The sequence below is a fragment of the Micromonospora sp. NPDC049048 genome, assembly GCF_043197615.1.
Lineage (GTDB): Bacteria > Actinomycetota > Actinomycetes > Mycobacteriales > Micromonosporaceae > Micromonospora.
Genome location: NZ_JBICTM010000005.1, coordinates 545,079 through 566,649 on the forward strand (window position 1 = coordinate 545,079; position 21,571 = coordinate 566,649).

Here is a 21,571-nt window from a genome sequence, read left to right on the forward strand (position 1 = left end):
CCCCGCCGACCCTGCCCGGCGGCGGACGGCGGGCGGTGCGTGTCGGCGGGCGAGCGGCCCCGGTCAGCCGACGGTCGAGCCGAAGACCTCGTCGCGGACGGCGTCCAGCGCGGTACGCAGCGCCCCCCGCAGGATCGGCTCCTCGGTCAGCCCCGTGGGCACCACCCGGGGGCGGACCAGCGTGATCGCCGCGACCTCGTGCTGCACCCGCTCGGCCAGCGCCGCCCCGCCGGCCTGGCCGACCTCGCCGGCGAGCACCACCAGCGGCGGGTCCAGCACCACGCAGGTGCTCGCCACACCGAGCGCCAGCCGGCGGGCCACCTCGTCGAGCATCGGACCGCCGGCGGTGCCGTCGGCCACCGCCGCCCGTACCGCGGCGGCGCCGCTGTCGTCGGGGTAGCCGTGCGCGCGGGCCAGGTCGCGGACCGCATCCGCGCCGATGAGCTGCTGGAACGCCGGCTTCGCCCGGCGGGACACGTCGCGCGGGATGGGCGCCCCGGGCACCGGCAGGTAGCCGATCTCGCCGGCCGCGCCGCTGCTGCCGTGGTGCAGCCGGCCACCCAGCACGATCGCCAGGCCGACGCCGGCGCCGACCCAGACGAGCACGAAGTCCGTCAGCCCCTGGGCCGCGCCCGACTGTGCCTCGGCGACGGCGGCCAGGTTCACGTCGTTCTCGAAGACCACCGGGGTGTGCAGGTCGTCCCGGAGGGCGGCGAGCAGGCCGGTGTGCCAGCGGGGCAGGTTGAAGGCGAACGTGATGTCGCCGGTGCCGGGGTCGACGAGGCCCGGGGTGCCCAGCACGATGCGCCGTACGCTCGACAGCTGCGCCCCGGCGCTGCTCGCGGCCTGGACCACCGCGTTGTGCACCACCCCGACGGGATCGTCGGTGTCGTGGGTCGACTGCTCGACGCGGCCGATCACCTCCCCGGTGATGTCCGCGCAGGCGGCGACCACGCGATCGGCGCCCACGTCCACCCCGACCACGTGCGCGCTGCCCGGCCGCACCGCATAGAGCTGGGCGTTCGGTCCTCGCCCGCCGGCCTGCTCGCCGACCCGGGTGACCAGCCCCCGCTCCTCCAGCCGCTCGACGAGCTGGGAGGCGGTGACCTTGGACAGCCCGGTCAGCTCGCCGAGCCGCGCCCGGGTCAGCGGCCCCCGCTCCAGCAACAGCTCCAACGCCGCGCGGTCGTTGAGTACCCGCAACAGGCGGGGGGTGCCGGGCAGCCGGGTCGCACTCATGCCACGTCCTCTATTTTTGATAAACCTTGCTAACTGTAGACCGACCTGCGAGCGGGTAGCCGCTAGCGTATCGGCCGCCCGGGGGCCGGCTGCTCGGCCGACCCGGTACGTCACCGACCCCCGCCGGTACGACATACGTGCCGCCGGGGACGAAAGGGGAAGATCACGTGGGGCTGGATCCAGGACTGCGCCGGCTCGCGCTCGGCACGCTGCTCGCCGCGTACCCGGGGCCGGTCCCCCCGGACTGGGCGGTCGAGCTGGTCGGCGAGGGGCTCGCGGGGCACACCCTGTTCGGCACCAACGTGCACGACCCGCAGCAGGTGGCGGCGAGCACCGCCGCCCTGCGGGCCGGCCGCCCGGACGTGCTGGTCGCGATCGACGAGGAGGGCGGTGACGTCACCCGGCTGGCGCACGCCACCGGCAGCCCGTACCCGGGCAACGCGGCGCTCGGCGCGATCGACGAGGTGGAGCTGACCCACCGGGTCTACGCGGCCATCGGCGCGGAACTGGCCGGGCTCGGCGTCACCGTCAACCTCGCGCCGACCGTGGACGTGAACAGCGCCGACGAGAACCCGGTGATCGGCACCCGCTCGTTCGGCGCCGACCCGATCCGGGTGGCGGCGCACTCGGCCGCGGCCGTGGCCGGGCTCCAGTCCGCCGGGATCGCCGCCTGCGCCAAGCACTTTCCGGGACACGGGGCCACGGTCGCCGACTCCCACCACGAGCTGCCCACCGTGGACGTACCGCTCGACGTGCTGCGCCTCCGCGACCTGCCGCCCTTCGCCGCGGTCGTCGAGGCCGGCGCGCGGGCCGTGATGACCGCGCACATCCGGGTGCCGGCCCTGACCGGTGACGGCCCCGCCACCTTCAGCCGGGCGGTCCTGGTCGACCTGCTCCGCACCGAGTACGGCTTCACCGGCACCGTCATCACCGACGCGCTGGAGATGAAGGGCGCCGCGGTGGCGGCCGGCGGGGTCGGGCCGGCCGCCGTACGGGCGCTGGCCGCCGGCGCCGACCTGCTGTGCATCGGCGCCCAGGTCGACGCCGGGCTGGTCGAACACGTGGTCGCGGAGATCGTCGGGGCGCTCGGCGACGGCCGCCTGGACCGGGCGCGGGTGGAGGAGGCGGCCGGTCGCGCCGCCGCGCTCGCCGCCTGGACCCGGCCCTCCGGCGCGACCGCGGCCACCCCCGACGGGCTCGGGTACGCCGCGGCGCGGCGCGCCGTACGGGTGGAGGGGGACCTGACCGGGCTGGACCGCCCGCTGATCGTCCAGCTGCACGCCACCTCGACCATCGCCGAGGGGCGGGTGCCGTGGGGCCTCGCCCCGCACCTGGACGGCGCGGAGGAGCTGCGCGTCGTCGCCACCGAGACCGGGCCCGCAGCCCTGCGGCAGCTCGCCGGTGACCGGCCGATCGTGCTGGTCGGCCGCCACCTGCACCGGTTGCCGGGCGGCATGGAGCTGGTGACCGCGCTGGCCGCCGAGCACCCGGTGACCGTGGTCGAGATGGGCTGGCCCTCCAGCTGGCGCCCGGCGGGCGTACGGGCGTTCGTCACCACGTACGGCGCCAGCCACGCCTGCGGCCGGGCCGCCGCCGAGGTGCTAGGCCTGGCCGGCTGACACCGCCACCGCTCGCCGGTCGGGCGGCGCATAGACGTCATTCGTACGCTGCGTCACCAAACCTTCAGGGCGCCATCTTTCGAATAGCCGCAGGTCAGAGTCCGTTATTCGACAGCCGGACCACACCTGCGGCACCTTGCCGTCGCTCCAGCAAATACGTAGCGTGATGGGCACGCACACCACCCGCGGGCCCTGGGGGAGACTGCGGACCGTGGATCCGGCCCGGGAACCACGGTCCGCGCCCCCACCGCCCGGGGTGAGCCGCGCGGGTCGCCGTTCCCCCGCGACGGGCACCGGCACGCCCGCTCAGGGCGGGTAGACGCCGAAGGACCGCCAGCCCCGGTCGGGGAAACCGGCGGCGGTCGCCACCCTGGCCGAGGCGGTGTTGGCGGGGTCGTGCAGATAGGTCGGCACGGCCCCCTCGTCGAGCACCCGGCGGGCCGCCTGGGCGACCAGCCGCCGGGCCAGCCCCCGCCCCCGGGCCGCCGGCGCGGTGCCGACCGCCAACTCGTGGCCGTACGTGTCGTGCCGTTTGATCCCGACGCCGGCCAGGTAGCGCCCCCGGGCGTCGCGCACCACCAGCACCGGCCGGTCGAACAGGCGCAGCCAGGACGGCAGCCCGGCGGCGGCCGGGGGTGTCCACTCCCCCACGTCCGGCAACGGGGCCGGCGCCACGCTCCACCGGAACACGTCGTCGTGGACCGCCCAGCCGGGTCGCCCCACCGCGGCGGGCAACGCCGGAAGCGGCGGCCCGCCCGGCCGCCGGACCAGTTCACGGACCGCCGCGACCCGGTCGGGGGCGACGGAGAGCACCGTGCTCGCGCCGGCGGTCACCGCGACGGCCGGCCGGAGCCGGCCGTCCCAGGCCGGTCGGGCCCGTCGGTGCGAGCCGACCACATGCAACCCCGACCCGGCCGGCCACTGGCCGAGCCAGCTCGCCAGGTGCAGGTGCAGCCGCCGGTCGAGCATCGCCGCCCACCTCCCCCGGCCGTCGACGGTCCTCCCTGGAGGGCGGTCCGCCGCCGGCCCGCCTCGCCGACGATCACCGTACGCGGGCCGGGCGCCCCTCGCGACGGAACCCGTCGGCGGCGGGCCCGCCCGGCATCGGACGGCCCGCCGGGCCGGCGTCGTGTGGTGCGGGGCCGGCGCGAGGGTTGGACTGCCCGGCGGGCGGGTAGACACACCCGAACACCGACGACCGTCGATTCGAAAGGTGACAGCGAATCACGGGAACCAGAGACGCCGATCAGTCGTCATATCCATTTCCATACATGGACAACTTTGTTTGGGACGGTAAGGTCATGCCGATTCAGCCGAACGACCGCTACCACCAGGACCCCGAGCGACTCTGGCGGTGCACCGAAGCCCCCGGGCGGTTCCCGGCACAGTCGGCGTACCGGGGCAACCGCGCGGTCCGGTGGAGCGAGGTCGACAAGCAGCCCGCCGGCGCCTCCTCGCGCGGCGGCTCGAACACCCGCTGAGCATCCCGCGCCAGGCCGGGCGGCTCCGCGACACACCCGGACGGTCCACCGGCGGCTTTCGCACACCTGTCGGGTAATTTCTTCTGGTCCGGAATCCCGGCCTACGACAGGAGAAGCTCCGCGCATGGGCAAGAAGACGATCCACGTCTCCGACTTCAGCGGCACGGTCATCCAGCCCGACGACGAGGTGGTCCGCGTCGTCGTCCTGGAACACCCGGACCTGGTCGCGGGGCCCGTGCGGTTGGACGCCACCCCGGTCGAGGTGGAGAGCATCGACGACGCCGCGCTCGACGTCGCGGTGGTCGAGATCCACGACCGGCACGGCGACGGTGAGCCGCGCCGGGTGGTCCTCACCGCGAGCGAGTTCGACGCGCTGGCGACCGACGTGCCGATGGCGCAGCTGCTGAAGACGGCCGAGCGGGTCCGCCCGCCGAAGGCCCGCAAGGGCGCGGAGCGGGTGGACTACGGCACGATCGAGCACGCCGGCAGGCCGCACCGGGGCCGGGTCACCGAGGAGGAGGCCCGGCTGGTGCGCGAGCGGCTCGACGAGGTCAACAAGCGGCTCGCCGACGCCGGGATCCGTCAGGTCGACCCGACGGATCCCGAGCACGCCGCCCGCTACGGCTTCCCCGCCGCGCCCTGAGGCGGGTCACTCCCGAATCTGCATGGTCCGCAGGGCCGCGGCCACCCACTCCTCGGTCGCGGCCTTGGTCACGCCGAGCCCGCTGAGGGGCCCCGCGCCGTTCTCGTGCTCCAGCAGCGCGAGCAGGACGTGCTCGGTGCCGATGTAGTTGTGCCCGAGGCGCAGGGCCTCCCGGAAGGTCAGCTCCAGCGCCTTCTTGCCCTGGGCGTCGTACGGGATCAGGTCGGGCACCTCGGCGGTCGAGGGCGGCAGCGCGGCCGTCGCGGCCTCGCGTACGCGCTCCAGCGGCACCCCCTGGGCGACGATCGCCTTCGCGGCCAGGGCCTCGGGCTCGCTGAGCAGCCCCAGCACGAGGTGCTCGGGGCGGATCTCGGCGTGCCCGGTGGCCCGCGCCTCGTTCTGCGAGGCCATCACCACGTTGCGGGCGCGGGGGGTGAAGCGGCTGAAGCCCTGCTGCGGGTCGAGCGGCGGGTCGTCGGCCTTCGGCACGAAGCGCTTCTGCGCCGCCTGCTTGCTGACGCCCATGCTGCGGCCGATCTCGGTCCAGGAGGCGCCGGAGCGGCGGGCCTGGTCGACGAAGTGGCCGATCAGGTGGTCGGCGATGTCGCCGAGGTGGTCGGCCGCGATGACCGCGTCGGTGAGCTGGTCGAGCGCGTCGGGGTGGGCCTTCTTGATCGCCTGGATCAGGTCGTCGAGGCGTACGGGGTTGCTCATCTGCACCGGTTCCGTCATGCGTCAACCATAGGTTGACGTCCACCTGTCGTCAACCCGAAGTTGACGATCAGGGTTCGCGAACGCCTGCGGTTCGTCGACCTCAGGGGATGACAGCACGTGACGGCCCGTAGGAAAGTTTCAGCATTGCCTCGCTCGATATAGAAGATTTACGATTCGGCCTCCACCGTCAAACCCACCCGCACGGTACGAACATCGGAGGCCACAATGTGTGACGCACCGGAGACAGGCAGACTGCTCCACGTACCGGCCCGCCGACGCGCCCTGTTCGCGGCGCTGGGCGTCGGCGCCGGCATCGGGGTCCTCGGCCTGCCCAGCCCCGCGCTGGCCGCCGTCGCCGGCTGGAGCAACCCCACCCGCGGCACCCTGACCTCCGGCTACAAGAGCCCCAGCCGGCCCGGCCACCTGGGCTGGGACGTGGCCAACAGCCAGGGCACCCCGGTCTACGCCACCGCCGACGGCACCGTCCGGGACATCAAGACCAACTCGTACCCGGGCGACACGACGAGTGGCCCCCTGGCCGGTCGCACCGGCAACAGCGTCCACATCAACCACGCCGACAGCTACTTCTCCTACTACGGCCACCTGCACCGGGTGCTGGTCAGCGACGGCCAGAAGGTCAGCTGCGGCCAGTTGATCGGCCTGATGGGCACCACCGGCAACTCGACCGGCCCGCACCTGCACTTCGAGATCCACCTGCCCCGGTTGAGCACGTTGGACCCCCGGGTGTTCCTGGCCAACCGGGGCATCACCCTCGGCTCGACGGCGCCGGTGGGCAGCACCGGCTACCCCAGCGTCAGCCAGGGCGCCTCGGGCTGGGTGCCCCGGGTGATCCAGTACCTGGTGCGGGCGCGTGGCATCTCTGTCGTCGTGGACGGCGTCTACGGAGCCGGCACCACCAGCGCGGTACGCAGCTTCCAGAGCAGCAAGGGACTCTACGCCGACGGCCTGGTCGGCCCGATCACCTGGACCGCGCTCGTCCTGCCCCTGCGCGAGGGCAACTCCGGCGACCTCGTGCGCGGCCTGCAGACCGCCCTCAACGCCCGGGGCGCGAGTCTCCTCGTCGACGGTGACTTCGGTTCGGTCACCACCAGCGCGGTGCGCGCCTTCCAGAGCCGCAACAGCCTCGTCAGCGACGGTCTCGTCGGCCCGGTGACCTGGAGCGTGCTCATCTGAGCGGCACCGTCAGAGCCAACCGTTGTCCCGGGCGGTACGGAACGCCTCGGCCCGGTTGGCCACGCGCAGCTTGCTGACGGCGGCGGAGAGGTGGTTGCGGACCGTACCGGCGGAGAGATGGGTACGCCGCGCCACCTCCGCCACCGGGGTGTCGTACTCGGCCAGCCGGAGCACGTCCAGCTCCCGCGGTGTGAGGGGGCACTCCGGCGCGGTGAGCGCGTCGGCGGCCAGGGCCGGGTCGACGTACCGGCCGCCGGCGTGCACCCGGCGGATGACGTCGGCGAGCGTCCCACCCGGCGCGCCCTTGGGCAGGAACCCCTTGGCCCCGGCGGCCAGCGCGCGTTGCAGGTGCGGCGGGCGGCCGTGCCCGGTCAGGATCACCACCTTGCAGTCGGGCAGGACGCGAGCAAGTTCCGAGGTCACCTCCAGCCCGTCCAGGGCCGGCATCTGGAGGTCCACCACGGCGACGTCCGGCCGGTGGGCGAGCGCGGCGGTCACGGCGGCCCGCCCGTCCGGCGCCTCGCCCACCACCTCCAGGTCGGACTCCAGCCCCAGCAGGGCCGCCAGCGCCGCCCGGATCAGGTCCTCGTCGTCGGCGAGCAGCACCCTGATCACGGGCGGGTCCGTACCGTCACGTCGAGGCGGAACACCCCGTCGTCGATCCGGTGGCGCAGCGTCCCCCCGGCCTCGGCCAGCCGCTCGGACAGCCCGCGCAACCCGAAGCTGTACCGGTCCGGCGACGCCCCCTCGGCGCCGTCGTTCGTGATGGTCATCCGTACCTCGTCCTCGTCCTGGCTGATCTCGATGGTGCACCAGGTGGCCCGGCTGTGGCGCAGCACGTTGGTGCTGGCCTCCCGCAGCACCGCGACGAACTGCCGGGCGATCTCCGGCGGCACGTCGTCCGGGGGCAGCGCCACGGCGCAGCGGATGCCGGAGGAACGCAGCACCTGCTCCACCGCGGCGATCTGGTCCCCGAGGTCCACCGCACGGTACCCGTGCACCACCTCGCGCAGTTCGACCAGCGCCGACGCGGCCAACCGCTGCACCTCGGCCGCCTCCCGGCTGGCCCGTCCCGCGTCCGTGGCCGCCAGCCGGGACGCCAGTTCGGCCTTCAGCGCGATGACCGAGAGGCTGTGCCCGAGCAGGTCGTGCACGTCGCGGGCGAACCGCAGCCGCTCCTCGGTCGCGGCCAGCCGACCCTGGGCGGCCCGCCCCCGCTGCGCCTCGACGAGCAGCCCCCACAGCCAGAGCTGGAGGGCGTTCCACGCGGCCGTGGAGAGGCCGGCGACCACCACGACGGTGACCTGGTCCCGGACCGGGGCCCCGTTCCAGGCCGCCACCCCGGCGGCCGTCGCCACGGACAGCAGCACCGCCGGGACCGCGACCCACCACTGCCGCAGCAGGGACACCGAGCCGATCAGGGACGCGCCCAGGAATCCCCAGGTCGCCCACTCCGGCCCGCCCACGGGCCCGACCAGCGGAACGGAGAGCACGGCGGCCGAGGCGAACCCCGCGAGCAGGCGGCGCCGCGTCGACTCGGCCAGCCACGGGGTGATCGCCCCGTAGAGTGCTCCGCTCTGCCCGACGACGAAGAGGACGACCCCCACCGTCCCGGCCACCGCCCAGCGTGGATCCTCCTCCCGCGCCAGCCCGACGGCGGCCAGCAGCGACGTCACCAGGACCCCGCTGCCGACGGTGCTCAACGTGACGGCACGGGCGCGGCGCAGGCCGAGCTCCCGCTCGACCTGCGCTTTGTCCATGCGCATGCCCCCGATACCGGAGGGCGCGACGGCTGCCTCGATCATCCGTGCCGGGGCTCCCACCGGAAGTAGCGGTCGGCCAGGAACAGCGCCACCGCCAGCCAGACCAGCAGCACCCCGAAGGAGGGCAGCGTCTCGACGAGCACCCCGGCGAACCCGAGGGCCTGGCCCTCGTCGGTGCTGCCGAGCCAGCCGACGCGCATGACCTCGGTGAACGGCCCGTTCGGCAGGAACCACAGCACCCGCTCCACGGACTCCGGCAGCGCGCCGAGCGGCACCATCGCACCCGGGGTGCCCAGGAAGATCACCACGGTCGGCAGGGTGGTCAGCATGGCGGCCTCGGAGCTGCGGGTGACGGCGGAGAGCGCGGCCGAGAACCCTGCCATGATCGCGGACCCGAACAGCAGGGCCACCGCCATGACCAGCGGGTTTCTGGGGACCGGCAGGCCGGGTACGAGGACGGCGTAGATGACCAGCAGCACGAACTGGGCGAGGAAGATCGCCACGGTGCTGCTGGCCGTACCGAACAGGATGGTGCGGTCCGAGGCGAGCCCGGCGCGCAGCCGCTTGAGCACCAGCTCCTGGCGGCGCGACGCGTACACGGTGGTCAGGTGGTGGTGCACCAGGAAGACCATGATCAGGGTGGTGACGCTGACGACCCGGCGGACGCCCGACACCGTCTCGCCCCCGTACTCGCTGACGAGCAGGACGGCGATGATCAAGGGGGTCACCACGGACATCGCGGTCGCCGTCCAGTTGCGACGCAGCGCCAGCAGTTCCATCTTCAGCATCGCGACGATCTGCCAGATCGGCTTGGTGGCCCGGTCGTTGGACGCGGCGGGCACGGTGGCGCCGGGCATCCGCGTCGTGGTGGATTCGCTCATCGGGCGGCCTCCGCTTCCGCGTGCTGGTCGGTCAGGTGGTCGGCGGCGATGTCCAGGAAGACATCCTCCAGGGTGGCCGGTCGCGCCGACAGCGCGGCCAGCCGGACGTCGCCCGCGTTCGCCCAGTCGAGCAGCTGGGTGAGGTCGGCCTGAAGCTGCCGGGACTCGTAGATCACCCGGTCGCCGTCGACCAGGCGGGTGGAGTGCGCCAGCTCCGGCAGCGAGTCCGTCGCCGGCCGCCGGAAGGTGATCCGGGCGGGCAGGGTGCGGACGACGTCCTCCGGCGCCCCGGTGGCGACGACGTGCCCGCCGCGCATGATCGCCACCCGGTCGGCGAGGACCTCCGCCTCCTCCAGGTAGTGCGTGGTGAGCAGGACCGTGGTCCCGCCCGCCTGGAGTTCGCGGACGACGTCCCAGGTGCGGCGGCGGGAGGCCGGGTCCATGCCGGTGGTCGGCTCGTCGAGGAAGAGCACCTCGGGCCGGCCGAGCACGGCCAGCGCCAGTTCCAGTCGGCGGCCCTCGCCGCCGGACAGCTGGTCGACCGCCACGTCCATCCGGCCGGTCAGGTCGACCAGCTCCAACACCTCGGCGGCGGTGTGCGGGCGGACGGTCAGGGACCGCCAGATCTCCACCGTCTCGCGGACGGTCAGCGCGCCGGTGAAGCCGCCGTGCTGGAGCATCACCCCCGTGCGGGGGCGCAGGGCGGCCCGCTGCCGCACCGGGTCCAACCCGAGCACCCGGACCCGGCCCGAGGTGGCCGGTTGCAGCCCCTCCAGCACCTCGATGGTGGTGGTCTTGCCGGCACCGTTGGTGCCCAGCAGGGCGAACAGCTCACCCCGGCGGATCCGCAAGGATATCCCCCGGACCGCCTCGAAATCCCCGTAGCTGCGGCGCAGCTCGTCCACTTCGATCACGACGTCATCCATGGCTATCAGGCTGCCGGCGACCGACGACAGATCCAACCCCCGCCGTGTCATGTTCCGACCGTGTCGTCCTCATGCCCCACCCGTGCGTCGCACGCGGCACGCCTGGGCTGTCCGCCGGCACGGGCCGGGACGGCGCGCCGTGGTCCGCCCGCGCCGTCCCCGCGCGTACGCGTACGCCGCCGCACCTAGCGGGCGGTCATTTGGGCGTGCACCGGGCGCAACGTCAGCAGGGGCGTGAGGGTCATGTCGGTCGTGTCCACCCGGGAACGCGTCGGCAACGCCGTGAGCACCACCGTCGCCTCCTGCAATGCGAACTGCATGCCGACGCACGCCCGGGCCCCGCCGCCGAAGGGCAGGTACGCGTGGCGCGCGGCCCGGAACGGCGCTCACCGTCCGGTCAGCGGACCGGCCCCGATCGGCGCGACGTCCACCGGAAGGTCCGGCAGCACCCCTGCGAGCGCCTCGACCTTCGTCCACGTCATGGTCACCTGGTCGAGGTCGCTGTCCCCGAGCGGGACGCCCAGCTCGTCGAACGCCCGGGAAAGGCGCTCCCGCCGGACGGGGTCGACGCCGTCGGCCGGCGCCTCCGGCGCGCAGACGGGCGCGAGGTCCGTGACGAGTTCCAGCTTCGGCTCGCGCTCGTGCCAGCCCGTACGCCGCTGGTAGACGTCGGCGACGGCGGCCAGCTCGAAGTCGCGGCCGGGAGCGGCGGCCAGTTGCAGCGACAGCGGCAACCCGTCGCCGTCGGCCCCCATCGGCAGCGCCAGCGCCGGGAAGCCCACCGCGCTCCAGATGCTGGGCAGGAAGGAGATGGTCTGGAGGCTGGCCTGGTCGTCGTAGCGGGGGGCGGCGGACGGCCAGGCGGGCGTGGCGATCACGTCGACGTCGCGCAACCGCGCCCGCAGGGCCTCGGCTCCCCAGCCGCGTACCCGCTGGGCCCGCAGGTAGGTCTCCGCCGGCAGCACGCCGCCGAGCGCGACGTTCCACCGGAACGGCCGGCCGTAGTCGCTCCAGCGCGCCCGGAAGTGCGCCCCGTGCACCTCGAACGCCTCCACCAGCATCGTCACGAGCTGTGCGGCGAAGAGCGGGAAGGCCTCGTCGAACGGCACGTCGACGACCTCGGCGCCGGCGGCCCGCAGCTCGTCGAGCGCGGCGTCGAAGGCGGCGGCGGTGTCGTCGGTCAGCGCGGCGGCGTACCGCACGAGGTCACCGGGCACGCCGACGCGGACGCCCGCGAGATCGGCGAGCGGCGGCCGGGACAGCTCCTCGGGCCGGTCCGCCATGACGGCGAGCAGCCGGGCGCACTCCCGGGCCGTACGCGCCAGCGGACCCGCCGTCTCGACCGACCGTGCCAGGGGGCGGACGCCCGCCGCGGGCAGGAGGCCCTGCGTCGGCTTCAGCCCGGTCACGCCGCACAGCGCGGCGGGGATCCGGATGCTGCCGTTGCTGTCGGTGCCGACACCCGCGTCGAAGAACCCGGCGGGGATGCCGTTGGCGCTGCCGCAGCTCGACCCGCCGGTCCACCGGTGGGGGTCCCACGGGTTGCGGGGCACCGGGAAGGGCGCGTCGGGGTCCGGCCGGGACAGCGCGTGCTCCGCCATCGTGGTCTTGCCCACGATCACGGCGCCCGCCGCCCGCAGCCGCGCCACGACGGTCGCGTCGCGGTCGGCCCACCAGGCCGCGTCGTGCACGCTGCTCTGGCAGGTGCTCGGCGCGCCGGCGACGGCGACGACGTCCTTGACGCCGACCAGCGTGCCGCGCAGCGGACCGTCCGTGCCCGGTCCGTCGGTCGGGAAGCGGTGCAGGAAGGTACCGAGCATCGGCCCGAGCCGGTCGGCCCGCTCGGCCGCGGCGGCGAGGCGCCGCATGTCAGCTCACCACCGGGTGCCCGTGCCGGCCGGTCGCGACGACCGCCGGCGGGCAGGGGGTGGCGGAGCGGTTACCGGTCAATTCCACTCCGGTTCCCTCGGCAGTTTCCCGGAAGAAGTCGATGTGTGGAAAGGCGAACAGTTCAGCCGTGACGTCGTCACGGACCGCGTCGCCGATCGACGAATGACGGTCACCGTTTCGCTGCTGGCGTGTCACGAACACCTCCCCCACACGGGCCGCGGATATGCGCAGCCCAGGACCACGACAGGTCCGACGATGGCGGGTACGGCCGGCGCGGGGTAACCCCTACGGTCACCCCTCAGTACCCCGGAATGAGGCGCCACGTACGCCAATTCTCGCGACGGCGGCCCCGGAATTCCTGGCTCCCCACTCGGCGGCGCTGCTAAATACTATTCGCATACCCGCACCGATCTAAATGGGGAAATCAATGAGCAACGCAATTGCGAACCTCGTGGCGACACCCACGCTCGGTGCGGTGCAACCGCAGGCGATCGACGTGTCCGACGTGCACAAGAGGTACGGCGACGTACGGGCCGTCAACGGCATCGACCTGCGGATCGCCCCCGGCGAGGTGGTCGCGCTGCTCGGGCCCAACGGCGCGGGCAAGTCCACGCTCGTCGACATGATCCTGGGGCTCAGCCGCCCCGACCGCGGCGAGATCCGCGTCTTCGGGCACACCCCCCGGGAGGCCATCACCCGGGGCGTCATCGGGGCGACGCTCCAGGACGGCGCGCTGCTCGACGACGTGTCGATCCGCGAGCTGCTCACGATGGTGGCGTCGTTGCACGCCGCCCCGCTGCCCATCGCCGAGGTGCTGCGCCGCACCGACCTCACCGACATCGCCGACCGCCGCACCCGGCTCTCGGGTGGGCAGCGCCAGCGGCTGCGGCTGGCGATGACCCTCGTGTCCGACCCGAAGCTGCTGGTGCTGGACGAGCCGACGGTGGCGATGGACGTCGAGTCGCGCCGCGTGTTCTGGGCCGCCATGCGGGAGTTCACCGACTCCGGGCGCACCGTGGTGTTCGCCTCCCACTACCTGGAGGAGGCCGAGGAGTTCGCCGACCGGGTGGTGCTCGTACAGGCCGGCAGGATCATCGCCGACGGCACGGTCGCGGAGATCCGCTCCGTGGTGGCGGGCCGCTCGCTGTCCGCCACCGTGCCGGACACGACCGTGCAGCAGTTGCGCCTGCTGCCCGGCGTGGTGAGCGTCGAGTCCCGCGGCCAGCGCTTCGAACTCGTCTGCTCCGACTCCGACGCCGTCGCCCGCGAGCTGTTCGCCCGCCATCCCCGGGCACGCGACGTGGAGATCGGCGCCCTCGGCCTGGAACAGGCGTTCCTGGCCCTCACCGCCACGAAGGACGGGGCCGCCTGATGAGCACGGGCTTTCTCAAGATCGAAGTCAGACGGGTGGTCCGGGCCCGCAAGTTCTGGATCGTCGCGTTCCTCTTCCCGACGCTGCTCTACCTCATGCAGGCCAACCTGTTCCGCGGTGAGGTCGTCGCGAGCACCGGCATCGACTTCAGCGAGCACCTGCTGGGCGGCCTCGCCGCCTTCGGGGCGCTCTTCGTGGCGCTGAACGTGGGCACCAGGGTGGCGATCGAGCGGTCGACGGGGTGGCAGCGCCAGCTGCGCATCACCCCCCTGTCGCCCACCTCCTACCTGACCGCGAAGCTGGCCGCGGCGATGGTGGTGGCGCTGCCGGCCATCACGGCGGTGGCGCTCACCGGCGCGCTGTTGCAGGGCGTCGAGCTGCCGCTGGGCGGCTGGCTCCAGCTGGTCCTCGGCGTCTGGGTCGGCACCCTGCCCTTCGCCCTGCTGGGCGTCTTCATCGGCCAGGTCGCCACGGCCGAGAGCGTGCAGGTCCTCACCTCCGTCTCGCACATGCTGCTCGGAGTGCTCGGCGGCGCGCTGTTCCCGTCGGTCGCGTTCCCCGGGTGGCTCCAGAAGGTGTCCGCCGTGATGCCAAGCCACTGGCTGGCCGAGGTCGGGCACAGCCCGTTCGAGGCCGACTCCCGGCTCGGGCTCGCGGCCCTGGTGCTCGCCGGGTGGACCGTCGTGCTCGGCGGCGCCGTGACCCTGCGCTACCTGCGGGACAGCGCCCGCGTCTGACGTCCGCGACCGCCCGGACCTCCGCACGACGAACGTACGCATCGCTACGACGAGGGATTGCATCGTGAAGAAGAACTCCTGGCAGATACTGCGCAAGGGCGGGCAGGGCGGTCTCACGCTCACCGTCGACTTCACCAGCACCGGCCGCACCCAGGCGTGCTTCCGCGACCTGGTCCCCCTGTTGAGCGCGCCCGGCGAGATCTGGGAGACCGTGGCGCCAGCCAACGGCGCCGAGGAGACCATGTCCGGCGCGGACTACGTCGAGCGGTGGGCGAAGGGCGTCCGCCGACGGGAACGCACCGTCGACACCGTGATCGGCTACTGCGTGGGCGCGGTCTTCGCCGCTCCCCTCGCGTCCCGGCTGGCCGAGACACAGGACGAGGCGCCCCGGCTGATCCTGCTCGACCCGGAGCTGCCGAACATCGTCGGGCTCTACCGGGACTTCCACGCCGCCGCGGACGCGCTGCGCAGCATCCTCTCCCCGGAGGAGATCGCCGCGTTCCACGCCGACGGCCAGGCGGTACGGGAGAAGCACGGGATCGAGGACCTCACCCTCATCGGTCCGGCGCTCGCCGGGATCTTCCGCGACGCGATCGACGTGGCGGGCCGCAGGCTCGGGCTGGACGACGACGTCCGGGGCGATCTGGGCGGCAGCTTCGCGTCGTTCGTCGGCTACCTGCGGGCGGCGGCGGAGATCGACCCGATCCCGCGGTGGGAGACGGCGACGGCGATCACCTCCGCCCACTCCACGCAGCGGGAGCAGGTCTTCGGGCAGACCATCCGGCTCGACGTCGACCACGACCAGATGCTGCGCCACCCCGACGTCGCCGCCGCGGTCTCCGGGCTGATGACCGGTGCGGACGCCGGCCTGCGAGTGGCGGGGTAGCGCGGTGGCACCGGGCTCCGCGGGCCACGAGCCCGCGCTCTTCACCGACCTGTTCGCCGAGCAGGTGCGGCGTACCCCGGACGCCACCGCCGTCGTGTGGGGCGAGCACCGCAGGACGTACGCCGAACTGGACGCCGAGGCGAACCGGCTCGCCCACCGGCTGGTGGCGCTCGGCGCGGGACCGGAGCGGCTCGTCGCGATCGGGATCCGTTCGGCGCACCTGGTGGTGGCCGCGCTGGCCACCCTCAAGGCCGGGGCGGCCTACCTGCCGCTGGACCTGAGTCACCCGCCGCAGCGGCTGGAGCACATGCTCACCGACGCGCGGCCCATGCTGCTGCTGACCACCGCCGCCGACCGGCACGCCCTGCCGGCGTACGACGTGCCGCAGGTCCTGCTCGACGACCCGCAGGCGTACGCCGGGCAGCCGGACACCGACGTCACCGACGCCGAGCGGCTCGCCCCGCTGCGGCCCGCCAACACCGCGTACGTCATCTACACCTCCGGCTCCACCGGCAGCCCGAAGGGCGTGGTGATCGAACACCGCCAGCTCGGCACGTACCTGCGCCACGTCGTGCGGTCCTACCCCGGCGTACGCGGCCGGGCGCTGCTGCACTCCTCGTTCGCGTTCGACCTGACGGTCACCGCGTTCTACGCGCCGCTGATGACGGGCGGCTGCGTGCACCTCGGGGCCCTGGAGGAGATGGGCACGCCCGCCGCCGGACCGGCCGGGCAGCAGCGCCCCACCTTCGTGAAGGTGACGCCCTCGCACATCCCGCTGCTCACCGCGCTGCCGGCCGAGGCGTCCCCGACCGGGGAGCTGATGGCCGGCGGTGAGCTGCTGCTCGGCGAGACCGTCGACGCGTGGCGCCGCCGGCACCCCGGCGCGCGGGTCATCAACGAGTACGGCCCGACGGAGACGACCGTCGGGTGCAGCACCGTGGTCATCGAACCCGACCAGCCGGTGCCGCCGGGGCCGCTGCCCATCGGCCAACCCATGCCCGACGTGCGCTACCACGTGCTGGACGACGAGCTGCGCCCCGTGCCGCCCGGCGAGATCGGCGAGCTGCACATCGCCGGTGGCCAGCTGGCCCGGGGCTACCTGCACCGGCCGGGCCTGACCGCCGAGCGGTTCCTGCCCGACCCGTTCGGCCCGCCCGGCTCGCGCATGTACCGCTCCGGCGACCGGGTCCGCCCCACCCACGACGGCGAGTACGAGTTCTGCGGGCGGGTCGACAACCAGGCCAAGATCCGCGGCTACCGCATCGAGCTGGGCGAGATCGAGGCGACGCTGCTGCGCCGTCCGGAGGTACGGCACGCGGCGGTGGTGATCCGTACCGACGCGCCGGAGGTCAAGCAGCTCGTCGCGTACGTCGTGCCAGGGGAGGGCGTGCGCGTCGACGCGCAGCAGGTGCGCAAGGACCTCGCCGAGACGCTGCCGGAGTACATGGTGCCGAGCGCCGTGGTGAGCCTCCCGGCGCTGCCGCTGACCGTGAACCGCAAGCTCGACACGGCGGCCCTGCCGGCGCCGGAGGTCGAGGCGGCCCCGGGCGGGCGGGCGCCGGCCGACGAGTTGCAGGCGCTGCTGTGCGAGCTCTTCGCCACCTACACGGCCGTCTCCTCGATCGGCGTCGACGACGACTTCTTCGTCCGGGGCGGCACCAGCCTCGGCGCCGCCCAACTGGTCAACGAGGCACGCCGGCGCGGGCTCACCCTGTCCCTGCGCGACGTGCTGGAGAACCGGACCGTGGCGCGACTCGCCGAGGTCTGCGCCGACACCGACCGAGGGGACGAGTGAGCATGAGCATCGCAGCCAGCAGGAAGGAAGCAGCCATGTGGCTGCTGGAGCGGCTGGTGCCGGACACCGGGGTCAACAACGTCGCCGTCGCCTTCGAGGTGACCGGCCGGATCGACCGCGGGCTGTTCACGGCGGCGCTGCGGGCGGTCCTGGCCCGCCACGAGGTGCTGCGCACCGTGTTCCGCTCCGACGACGCGACGCTGACCCGGGAGGTGCTCGCCGCCGACCAGCTCGACGTGCCGGTGGTGGACGTCCCGGCCGGCGACGACGGGATGGACGCCGACCTGACCGCGTTCGCCGCCGAGCCCTTCGCGATCGACGGCCGCCCCCTGGTGCGGGCGGGGATCCGCGCGGGATCGGACGCCGACGTGTGCTGCGTCGTCGTGCACCACCTGAACTTCGACGCCATGTCGACCACGATCCTGCTCCGCGAGCTGCTCGTCGCGTACGAGAGCCTGGCGGCGGGCGGCCGGCCCGACGACGCCCCGGTGGCCGCGCTCGCCGAACGCGCGCCGAACGAGCGCAGCGTCGCGTACTGGCGGAAGAACCTCGACGGGCTGCGGGCCGCCGAGGCGGGCCTGTGGTGCGCCCGGCCGCCCGTCGGGGCGCCGTCCCTGCGGGCCCGGACCGTCCACCACGAACTCTCCGCGCCGGCCCGCGCCGTGGTACGCCGGTTCCAGCGCGAACTGCGCGCCTCCGAGGCGGTGGTGCTGCTCGCGGCGTACTCGCTGCTGCTCGCCCAGCACGGCGCGGGCTCCGACGTGGTCATCGGCACGCCGGTGAACATCCGGGACCAGCGCAGCATGAACGCCATCGGCTACCACGCGAACCTGGTGCCGCTGCGGGTACGGCTCGACCCGGACGCCGACTTCCGCGCCATCGTGAAGCAGACGCGCAGCACCTTCCTGGAGGCGATCAGCCACGCGGACGTACCGCTGGAGCACGTCTCCCCTGCCGTGCTCGGCGACGCGCCGTCGTCGTGGCGCAGCTCGTTCTTCCGGCACCTGTTCAACTACGTGCCCGGCACGGTAGACGCCTCGCTCACGCTGACCGGGATGCCGCTGCGGCACGTCATGGTGGAGAACGGCTACAGCCGCTTCGACCTGGAGTTCTTCATCATGCCGGGCCCGGACGCGACGACCGTCCGTGCGGCGTTCTGCGTCGACGCCTTCGACGCCGCCGACGTCGAGCTGCTGCTGGAGCGCTACGACGCGCTGCTCGTACAGCTCGGCGAGGAGCTGGACCGGCCGGTGGCGCGGCTGTCCCGCCTCGGCGCGAGTGACCTCGCCCTGCCGGCGTCGCCGACGCCGGGGGCCGCCACGGCGTCCGTACTCGACGCGGTGCACGCGACGGTCGCCGCGAACCCGGACCTCGTCGCCGTGCAGGACGACGGCGACGCCGTGTCGTACGGCCGGTTGTGGTCGGCGGCGCTCGCCACCCGGGACCTGGTCGCGGCCTCGGGCGGGGACACGGTCGCCGTGCTGGCGCCGCGCGGCGCGCAGCTGGCCGCGGCGTGGCTCGGGGTGTGGCTGGCGGGCGCCCGCTGCGTCCTGCTCGACCCGGCCCAGCCGATCCCCGACCTCGCGGCGCGGCTGGCCGACTCGGGTGCCGCCCCGGTGCTGGCGGCCGAGGGCCTCCCCGTGCCCGGCGCCGTGCCCATCCCCGCCGTCCCCACCGCCGCCGACGCGATCCGCACCGAGGCGCCGTCCGGTGCCGACCTCGACGCGGTGGCCTACCTGGAGTACCACCTCGACGCGCCCGCGCCGCTCGCGGTGACGGTCACCCACCGGGCCCTGGCCGGGGCCGTCGCGCGGCTCGTCGAGCGGGTCGCCACCGGGCCGGCCGTCGCCGCCTGGCTGAGCAGCGCCGCGACCGACGCGGCGCTGACGGAGCTGCTGGTCGCGCTGAGCACTGGCGGCCGGGTCGTCGTCGCCCCCGACCGGGCCCGCGCCGACGGCCACGCGCTCGGTGAGCTGGTCCAGCGGCACGGGGTGACGGTGGTGCAGGCGCCGCCGGCGGCGTGGCGTCAGGTGGTCGAGCACGCCGGTGACCGGCTCGCGGGACGCGCCGTCCTGGTGTCGCACGAACCGCTGCCCCGCCCGCTGGCCGCGCAGGTGCGCGCCGCCGGCGGCACCCCGCACCACGGTTACCGCACGCCCGGCGTCGCCGGGTACGCCGCACTCGGCGGCGGGGACACGGCGGGCGTCGTCCCCACCGGCCCCGTGTTCGTCACCGAGCCCGGCACCGGGCACGAGCTGGGCATCGGCGTACGCGGGGAGCTGTGCGTCGCGGGCGCCCTCGCCTCCGGCTACCACAACCGGCCGGAGCTGACCGCCGCGCGCTTCGGCGAGCACCCGACGTACGGGCGGTTCCACCGCACCGGCGACCTCGCGCGCCTGCTTCCCGACGGCCGGGTCGACGTCGTCGGCCCGCTGTCGGCCCACGTACGCGTCGCCGGCCAGCGGATCCATCTCCGCGACGTCGAGTCCGTCCTCGCCGCCCACCCGGACGTGGAGGCGGTCGCGGCCGTCGGGTCCCCGGCCCACACGCCGGACGCCACGGACGCCACGGACGCCACGGACGCCGGTGACCCGCCGGACGTCACGGTCGTCGCGTTCGTCGAGTCCCGCAAGCCCGACATCGCGGAGCGGCTGCGTGAGCACGCCCGCGCCGCCCTGCCGCTCACGCCCGAACTGGTCGTGCTGAACCAGCTGCCGGTGACCGTGGCGGGCACCGTGGACCGCACGGCCCTCGTCTCGCTCGCCGCCACGAGGGCGTCGGCCGACGTCGAGCCGCCGGACGAGACGACCGCCGCCCTCGTCGGGATCTGGACCGAGATGCTCGACCGGCCGGGCCTGCACGCGGACTCGAACTTCTTCGCCAGCGGCGGTCACTCCCTGCTGGGCGCCCAGCTCGTGCAGCGGGTGCGGACCGACCTGGCGATGCCGGTCCAGCTCGCCGACCTGTTCGCCAACCCGACGCCACGGCAGCTCGCAGAGCATCTGCAGGACGCGTTCTGGGACGACGACGAGGACGACGACTGACCGATCGCTCAACCCACACACCGTCTCGAACGTCAGCAGAGGAGGCTCGGCGTGACCGTCGACGTCCAGCCCACACGCAGTACCGACCGTTCGATCGTCCTGACCCGCGAGGAGAACATCGAGGTCGACACGATCGCCCGCTACCTGGCGGGCCGGCCGCCGCGCCTGGTGGACGCGGCCGCCTGGCTCGCGTCGGCCCGTGAACTGTCCAGCAACCTGCCCGTACGGCTGCGTCAGATGGTGCGGCGCTTCGCCTGGGATCCGGGGCCCGACGCCGTGCTGCTGGTGCGGAACCTGCCCGTGGACGCCGACGAGCTGCCCGCCACGCCCACCGTGGCCGGCTCGGCGCAGCGGGAGTCCACCGTGTCCGCCGCCGCGCAGGTGCTCCTCGGGCTGCAACTCGGGGAACTCATCGCCTTCAAGGAGGAGAAGAGCGGCGCGCTGGTGCAGGACGTCGTGCCGGTGCCCGGCATGGAGAAGTTCCAGGGCAACGCGGGCTCGGTGATGCTGTCCATGCACGTGGAGAACGCCTTCCACGTCTACCGCCCGGACTACGTCGGGCTGCACTGCCTGCGCAACGACCACGACAACGTGGCCGGTCTCCAGGTGACGTCGATCCGCAACGCGCTGCCCCTGCTGTCCGAGCAGGTCCGCAGGGTGCTGCACGAGCCGCGGTTCGTCACGGAACCGCCGGCGTCCTTCGGTGACCTGCGCAGTGCGCCGGAGCCGCACGGCATCCTCAGCGGCAGTTTCGAGGACCCGGACGTCCAGGTCGACTTCGAGAGTTCGTTCCCTCTCGACCCCGAGGCAACGCAGGCACTGTCGATGCTCGGCGACGCGCTGCGCACCGTCCGCCAGACGTTCATCCTGGAGCCCGGTGACCTCGCGTTCGTCGACAACCGGCTCGCCCTGCACGGCCGGACCGAGTTCACGCCCCGCTACGACGGGCGCGACCGGTGGCTCCAGCGGATCTTCGTGCACCGCGACTTCCGGCGCTCCCGGGCCCTGCGCCCGGACGACGGCAACGTGCTCACCAGCGGGAGCTGACCCGCCGGCCCGCAGCCGGAACCCCGACGCGGTGTCCGTACGCGACGGACGCCCTCGTCGACGACAGCAGGACGACGCGGTGGTGGGACCTCCGAGACCCGGAGGCCCCACCACCGCGTCTTCGTCGTGCCCGGAAAATGCGCGCTGATTTGACGACCACGAATGGTTCAGGCGACCGGGAAACGAACGCACGAGAATGCGTACCGGCGCCCGCCGTTACCGATCCGCACACGCGCGGGGGCACCGTTCCCGCATTCGTCCGTGCCGGTGTCACAGGACCCGGATGACGAACTCACGCCCCACCACGAACCAACAATGCCTGACCAGCAACTCCACACTG

19 protein-coding genes and 1 pseudogene are annotated in these 21,571 nt (G+C 73.8%); 10 read left to right on the forward strand and 10 right to left on the reverse strand.

The genetic code is table 11. From position 1 onward, the window contains the following. Positions 1-63: 63 nt before the first annotated feature. Positions 64-1,239, reverse strand: a complete 1,176-nt coding sequence (locus ACGFIG_RS19395; RefSeq protein WP_393004646.1) for an ROK family protein — start codon at positions 1,237-1,239, stop codon at positions 64-66. A 167-nt stretch (positions 1,240-1,406) separates the two neighbouring features. Here ACGFIG_RS19395 and ACGFIG_RS19400 point away from each other — a divergent pair, with 167 nt between their 5' ends. Then, a complete protein-coding gene (locus tag ACGFIG_RS19400; protein WP_393004648.1) occupies positions 1,407-2,858 on the forward strand; it encodes a glycoside hydrolase family 3 N-terminal domain-containing protein in 1,452 nt (483 codons plus the stop codon). 306 nt (positions 2,859-3,164) lie between these two features. On the opposite strand, the gene ACGFIG_RS19405 is transcribed toward ACGFIG_RS19400, so the two are convergent. Next, the gene (locus tag ACGFIG_RS19405) at positions 3,165-3,827 is read right to left on the reverse strand and encodes a GNAT family N-acetyltransferase (RefSeq protein WP_393004650.1); all 663 of its coding nucleotides are present in this window, start codon (positions 3,825-3,827) and stop codon (positions 3,165-3,167) included. 332 nt (positions 3,828-4,159) lie between these two features. Between ACGFIG_RS19405 and ACGFIG_RS19410 the strand changes: the two genes are divergently transcribed. Beyond that, positions 4,160-4,339: a DNA repair protein gene (locus ACGFIG_RS19410; protein ID WP_393004652.1), complete on the forward strand. Its 180-nt coding sequence runs from the start codon at positions 4,160-4,162 to the stop codon at positions 4,337-4,339. Between the two features lie 124 nt (positions 4,340-4,463). After that, positions 4,464-4,982 carry a hypothetical protein gene (locus ACGFIG_RS19415; protein ID WP_393004653.1) on the forward strand — a complete coding sequence of 173 codons (519 nt, stop codon included), beginning with the start codon at positions 4,464-4,466 and terminating at the stop codon, positions 4,980-4,982. 6 nt (positions 4,983-4,988) lie between these two features. Here the strand turns inward: ACGFIG_RS19415 and ACGFIG_RS19420 are convergent, their stop codons facing one another. Beyond that, positions 4,989-5,714, reverse strand: a complete 726-nt coding sequence (locus tag ACGFIG_RS19420) for a Clp protease N-terminal domain-containing protein (RefSeq protein WP_393004655.1) — start codon at positions 5,712-5,714, stop codon at positions 4,989-4,991. A 207-nt stretch (positions 5,715-5,921) separates the two neighbouring features. Here ACGFIG_RS19420 and ACGFIG_RS19425 point away from each other — a divergent pair, with 207 nt between their 5' ends. Continuing rightward, a complete protein-coding gene (locus ACGFIG_RS19425; protein ID WP_393004657.1) occupies positions 5,922-6,890 on the forward strand; it encodes a peptidoglycan DD-metalloendopeptidase family protein in 969 nt (322 codons plus the stop codon). Positions 6,891-6,899: 9 nt separating this feature from the next. Here ACGFIG_RS19425 and ACGFIG_RS19430 read toward each other — a convergent pair whose 3' ends face one another. The 7 genes and pseudogenes from ACGFIG_RS19430 to ACGFIG_RS19460 form a co-directional block, all read right to left on the reverse strand. Continuing rightward, positions 6,900-7,505, reverse strand: a complete 606-nt coding sequence (locus ACGFIG_RS19430; protein ID WP_393004659.1) for a DNA-binding response regulator — start codon at positions 7,503-7,505, stop codon at positions 6,900-6,902. Continuing rightward, positions 7,502-8,650 (reverse strand): sensor histidine kinase, encoded by a 1,149-nt coding sequence (locus ACGFIG_RS19435; protein WP_393004661.1) that lies wholly within the window; start codon positions 8,648-8,650, stop codon positions 7,502-7,504. The genes ACGFIG_RS19430 and ACGFIG_RS19435 overlap by 4 nt, the downstream gene beginning before the upstream one ends. Positions 8,651-8,691: 41 nt before the next feature. Next, the gene (locus tag ACGFIG_RS19440; protein WP_393004663.1) at positions 8,692-9,534 is read right to left on the reverse strand and encodes an ABC transporter permease; all 843 of its coding nucleotides are present in this window, start codon (positions 9,532-9,534) and stop codon (positions 8,692-8,694) included. Next, positions 9,531-10,460 carry an ABC transporter ATP-binding protein gene (locus ACGFIG_RS19445; RefSeq protein ID WP_393004665.1) on the reverse strand — a complete coding sequence of 310 codons (930 nt, stop codon included), beginning with the start codon at positions 10,458-10,460 and terminating at the stop codon, positions 9,531-9,533. Before ACGFIG_RS19445 ends, ACGFIG_RS19440 begins: the two co-directional genes overlap by 4 nt. Positions 10,461-10,740: 280 nt before the next feature. Continuing rightward, a pseudogene (locus ACGFIG_RS19450) lies at positions 10,741-10,828 on the reverse strand (cytochrome P450); the annotation flags it as partial. Between the two features lie 18 nt (positions 10,829-10,846). Then, a complete protein-coding gene (locus ACGFIG_RS19455) occupies positions 10,847-12,328 on the reverse strand; it encodes an amidase (RefSeq protein WP_393004667.1) in 1,482 nt (493 codons plus the stop codon). A gap of 1 nt (position 12,329) precedes the next feature. Continuing rightward, entirely contained in the window at positions 12,330-12,545 is a 216-nt protein-coding gene (locus ACGFIG_RS19460) for a hypothetical protein (protein ID WP_393004669.1), read from the reverse strand. A 232-nt stretch (positions 12,546-12,777) separates the two neighbouring features. On the opposite strand from ACGFIG_RS19460, the gene ACGFIG_RS19465 reads away from it, so the two are divergent. The 6 genes from ACGFIG_RS19465 (at position 12,778) to ACGFIG_RS19490 (ending at position 21,231) form a co-directional block, all read left to right on the forward strand. After that, positions 12,778-13,722: an ABC transporter ATP-binding protein gene (locus tag ACGFIG_RS19465; RefSeq protein ID WP_393004671.1), complete on the forward strand. Its 945-nt coding sequence runs from the start codon at positions 12,778-12,780 to the stop codon at positions 13,720-13,722. Continuing rightward, positions 13,722-14,459, forward strand: a complete 738-nt coding sequence (locus tag ACGFIG_RS19470; protein ID WP_393004673.1) for an ABC transporter permease — start codon at positions 13,722-13,724, stop codon at positions 14,457-14,459. Before ACGFIG_RS19465 ends, ACGFIG_RS19470 begins: the two co-directional genes overlap by 1 nt. 64 nt (positions 14,460-14,523) lie before the next feature. Further along, positions 14,524-15,345 (forward strand): hypothetical protein, encoded by an 822-nt coding sequence (locus ACGFIG_RS19475; protein ID WP_393004675.1) that lies wholly within the window; start codon positions 14,524-14,526, stop codon positions 15,343-15,345. Positions 15,346-15,349: 4 nt separating this feature from the next. Then, entirely contained in the window at positions 15,350-17,140 is a 1,791-nt protein-coding gene (locus ACGFIG_RS19480; protein ID WP_393004677.1) for an amino acid adenylation domain-containing protein, read from the forward strand. Positions 17,141-17,142: 2 nt separating this feature from the next. Next, positions 17,143-20,184, forward strand: a complete 3,042-nt coding sequence (locus tag ACGFIG_RS19485; RefSeq protein WP_393004679.1) for a condensation domain-containing protein — start codon at positions 17,143-17,145, stop codon at positions 20,182-20,184. 51 nt (positions 20,185-20,235) lie between these two features. Beyond that, positions 20,236-21,231: a TauD/TfdA family dioxygenase gene (locus ACGFIG_RS19490; protein WP_393004681.1), complete on the forward strand. Its 996-nt coding sequence runs from the start codon at positions 20,236-20,238 to the stop codon at positions 21,229-21,231. Positions 21,232-21,571 lie beyond the last annotated feature (340 nt).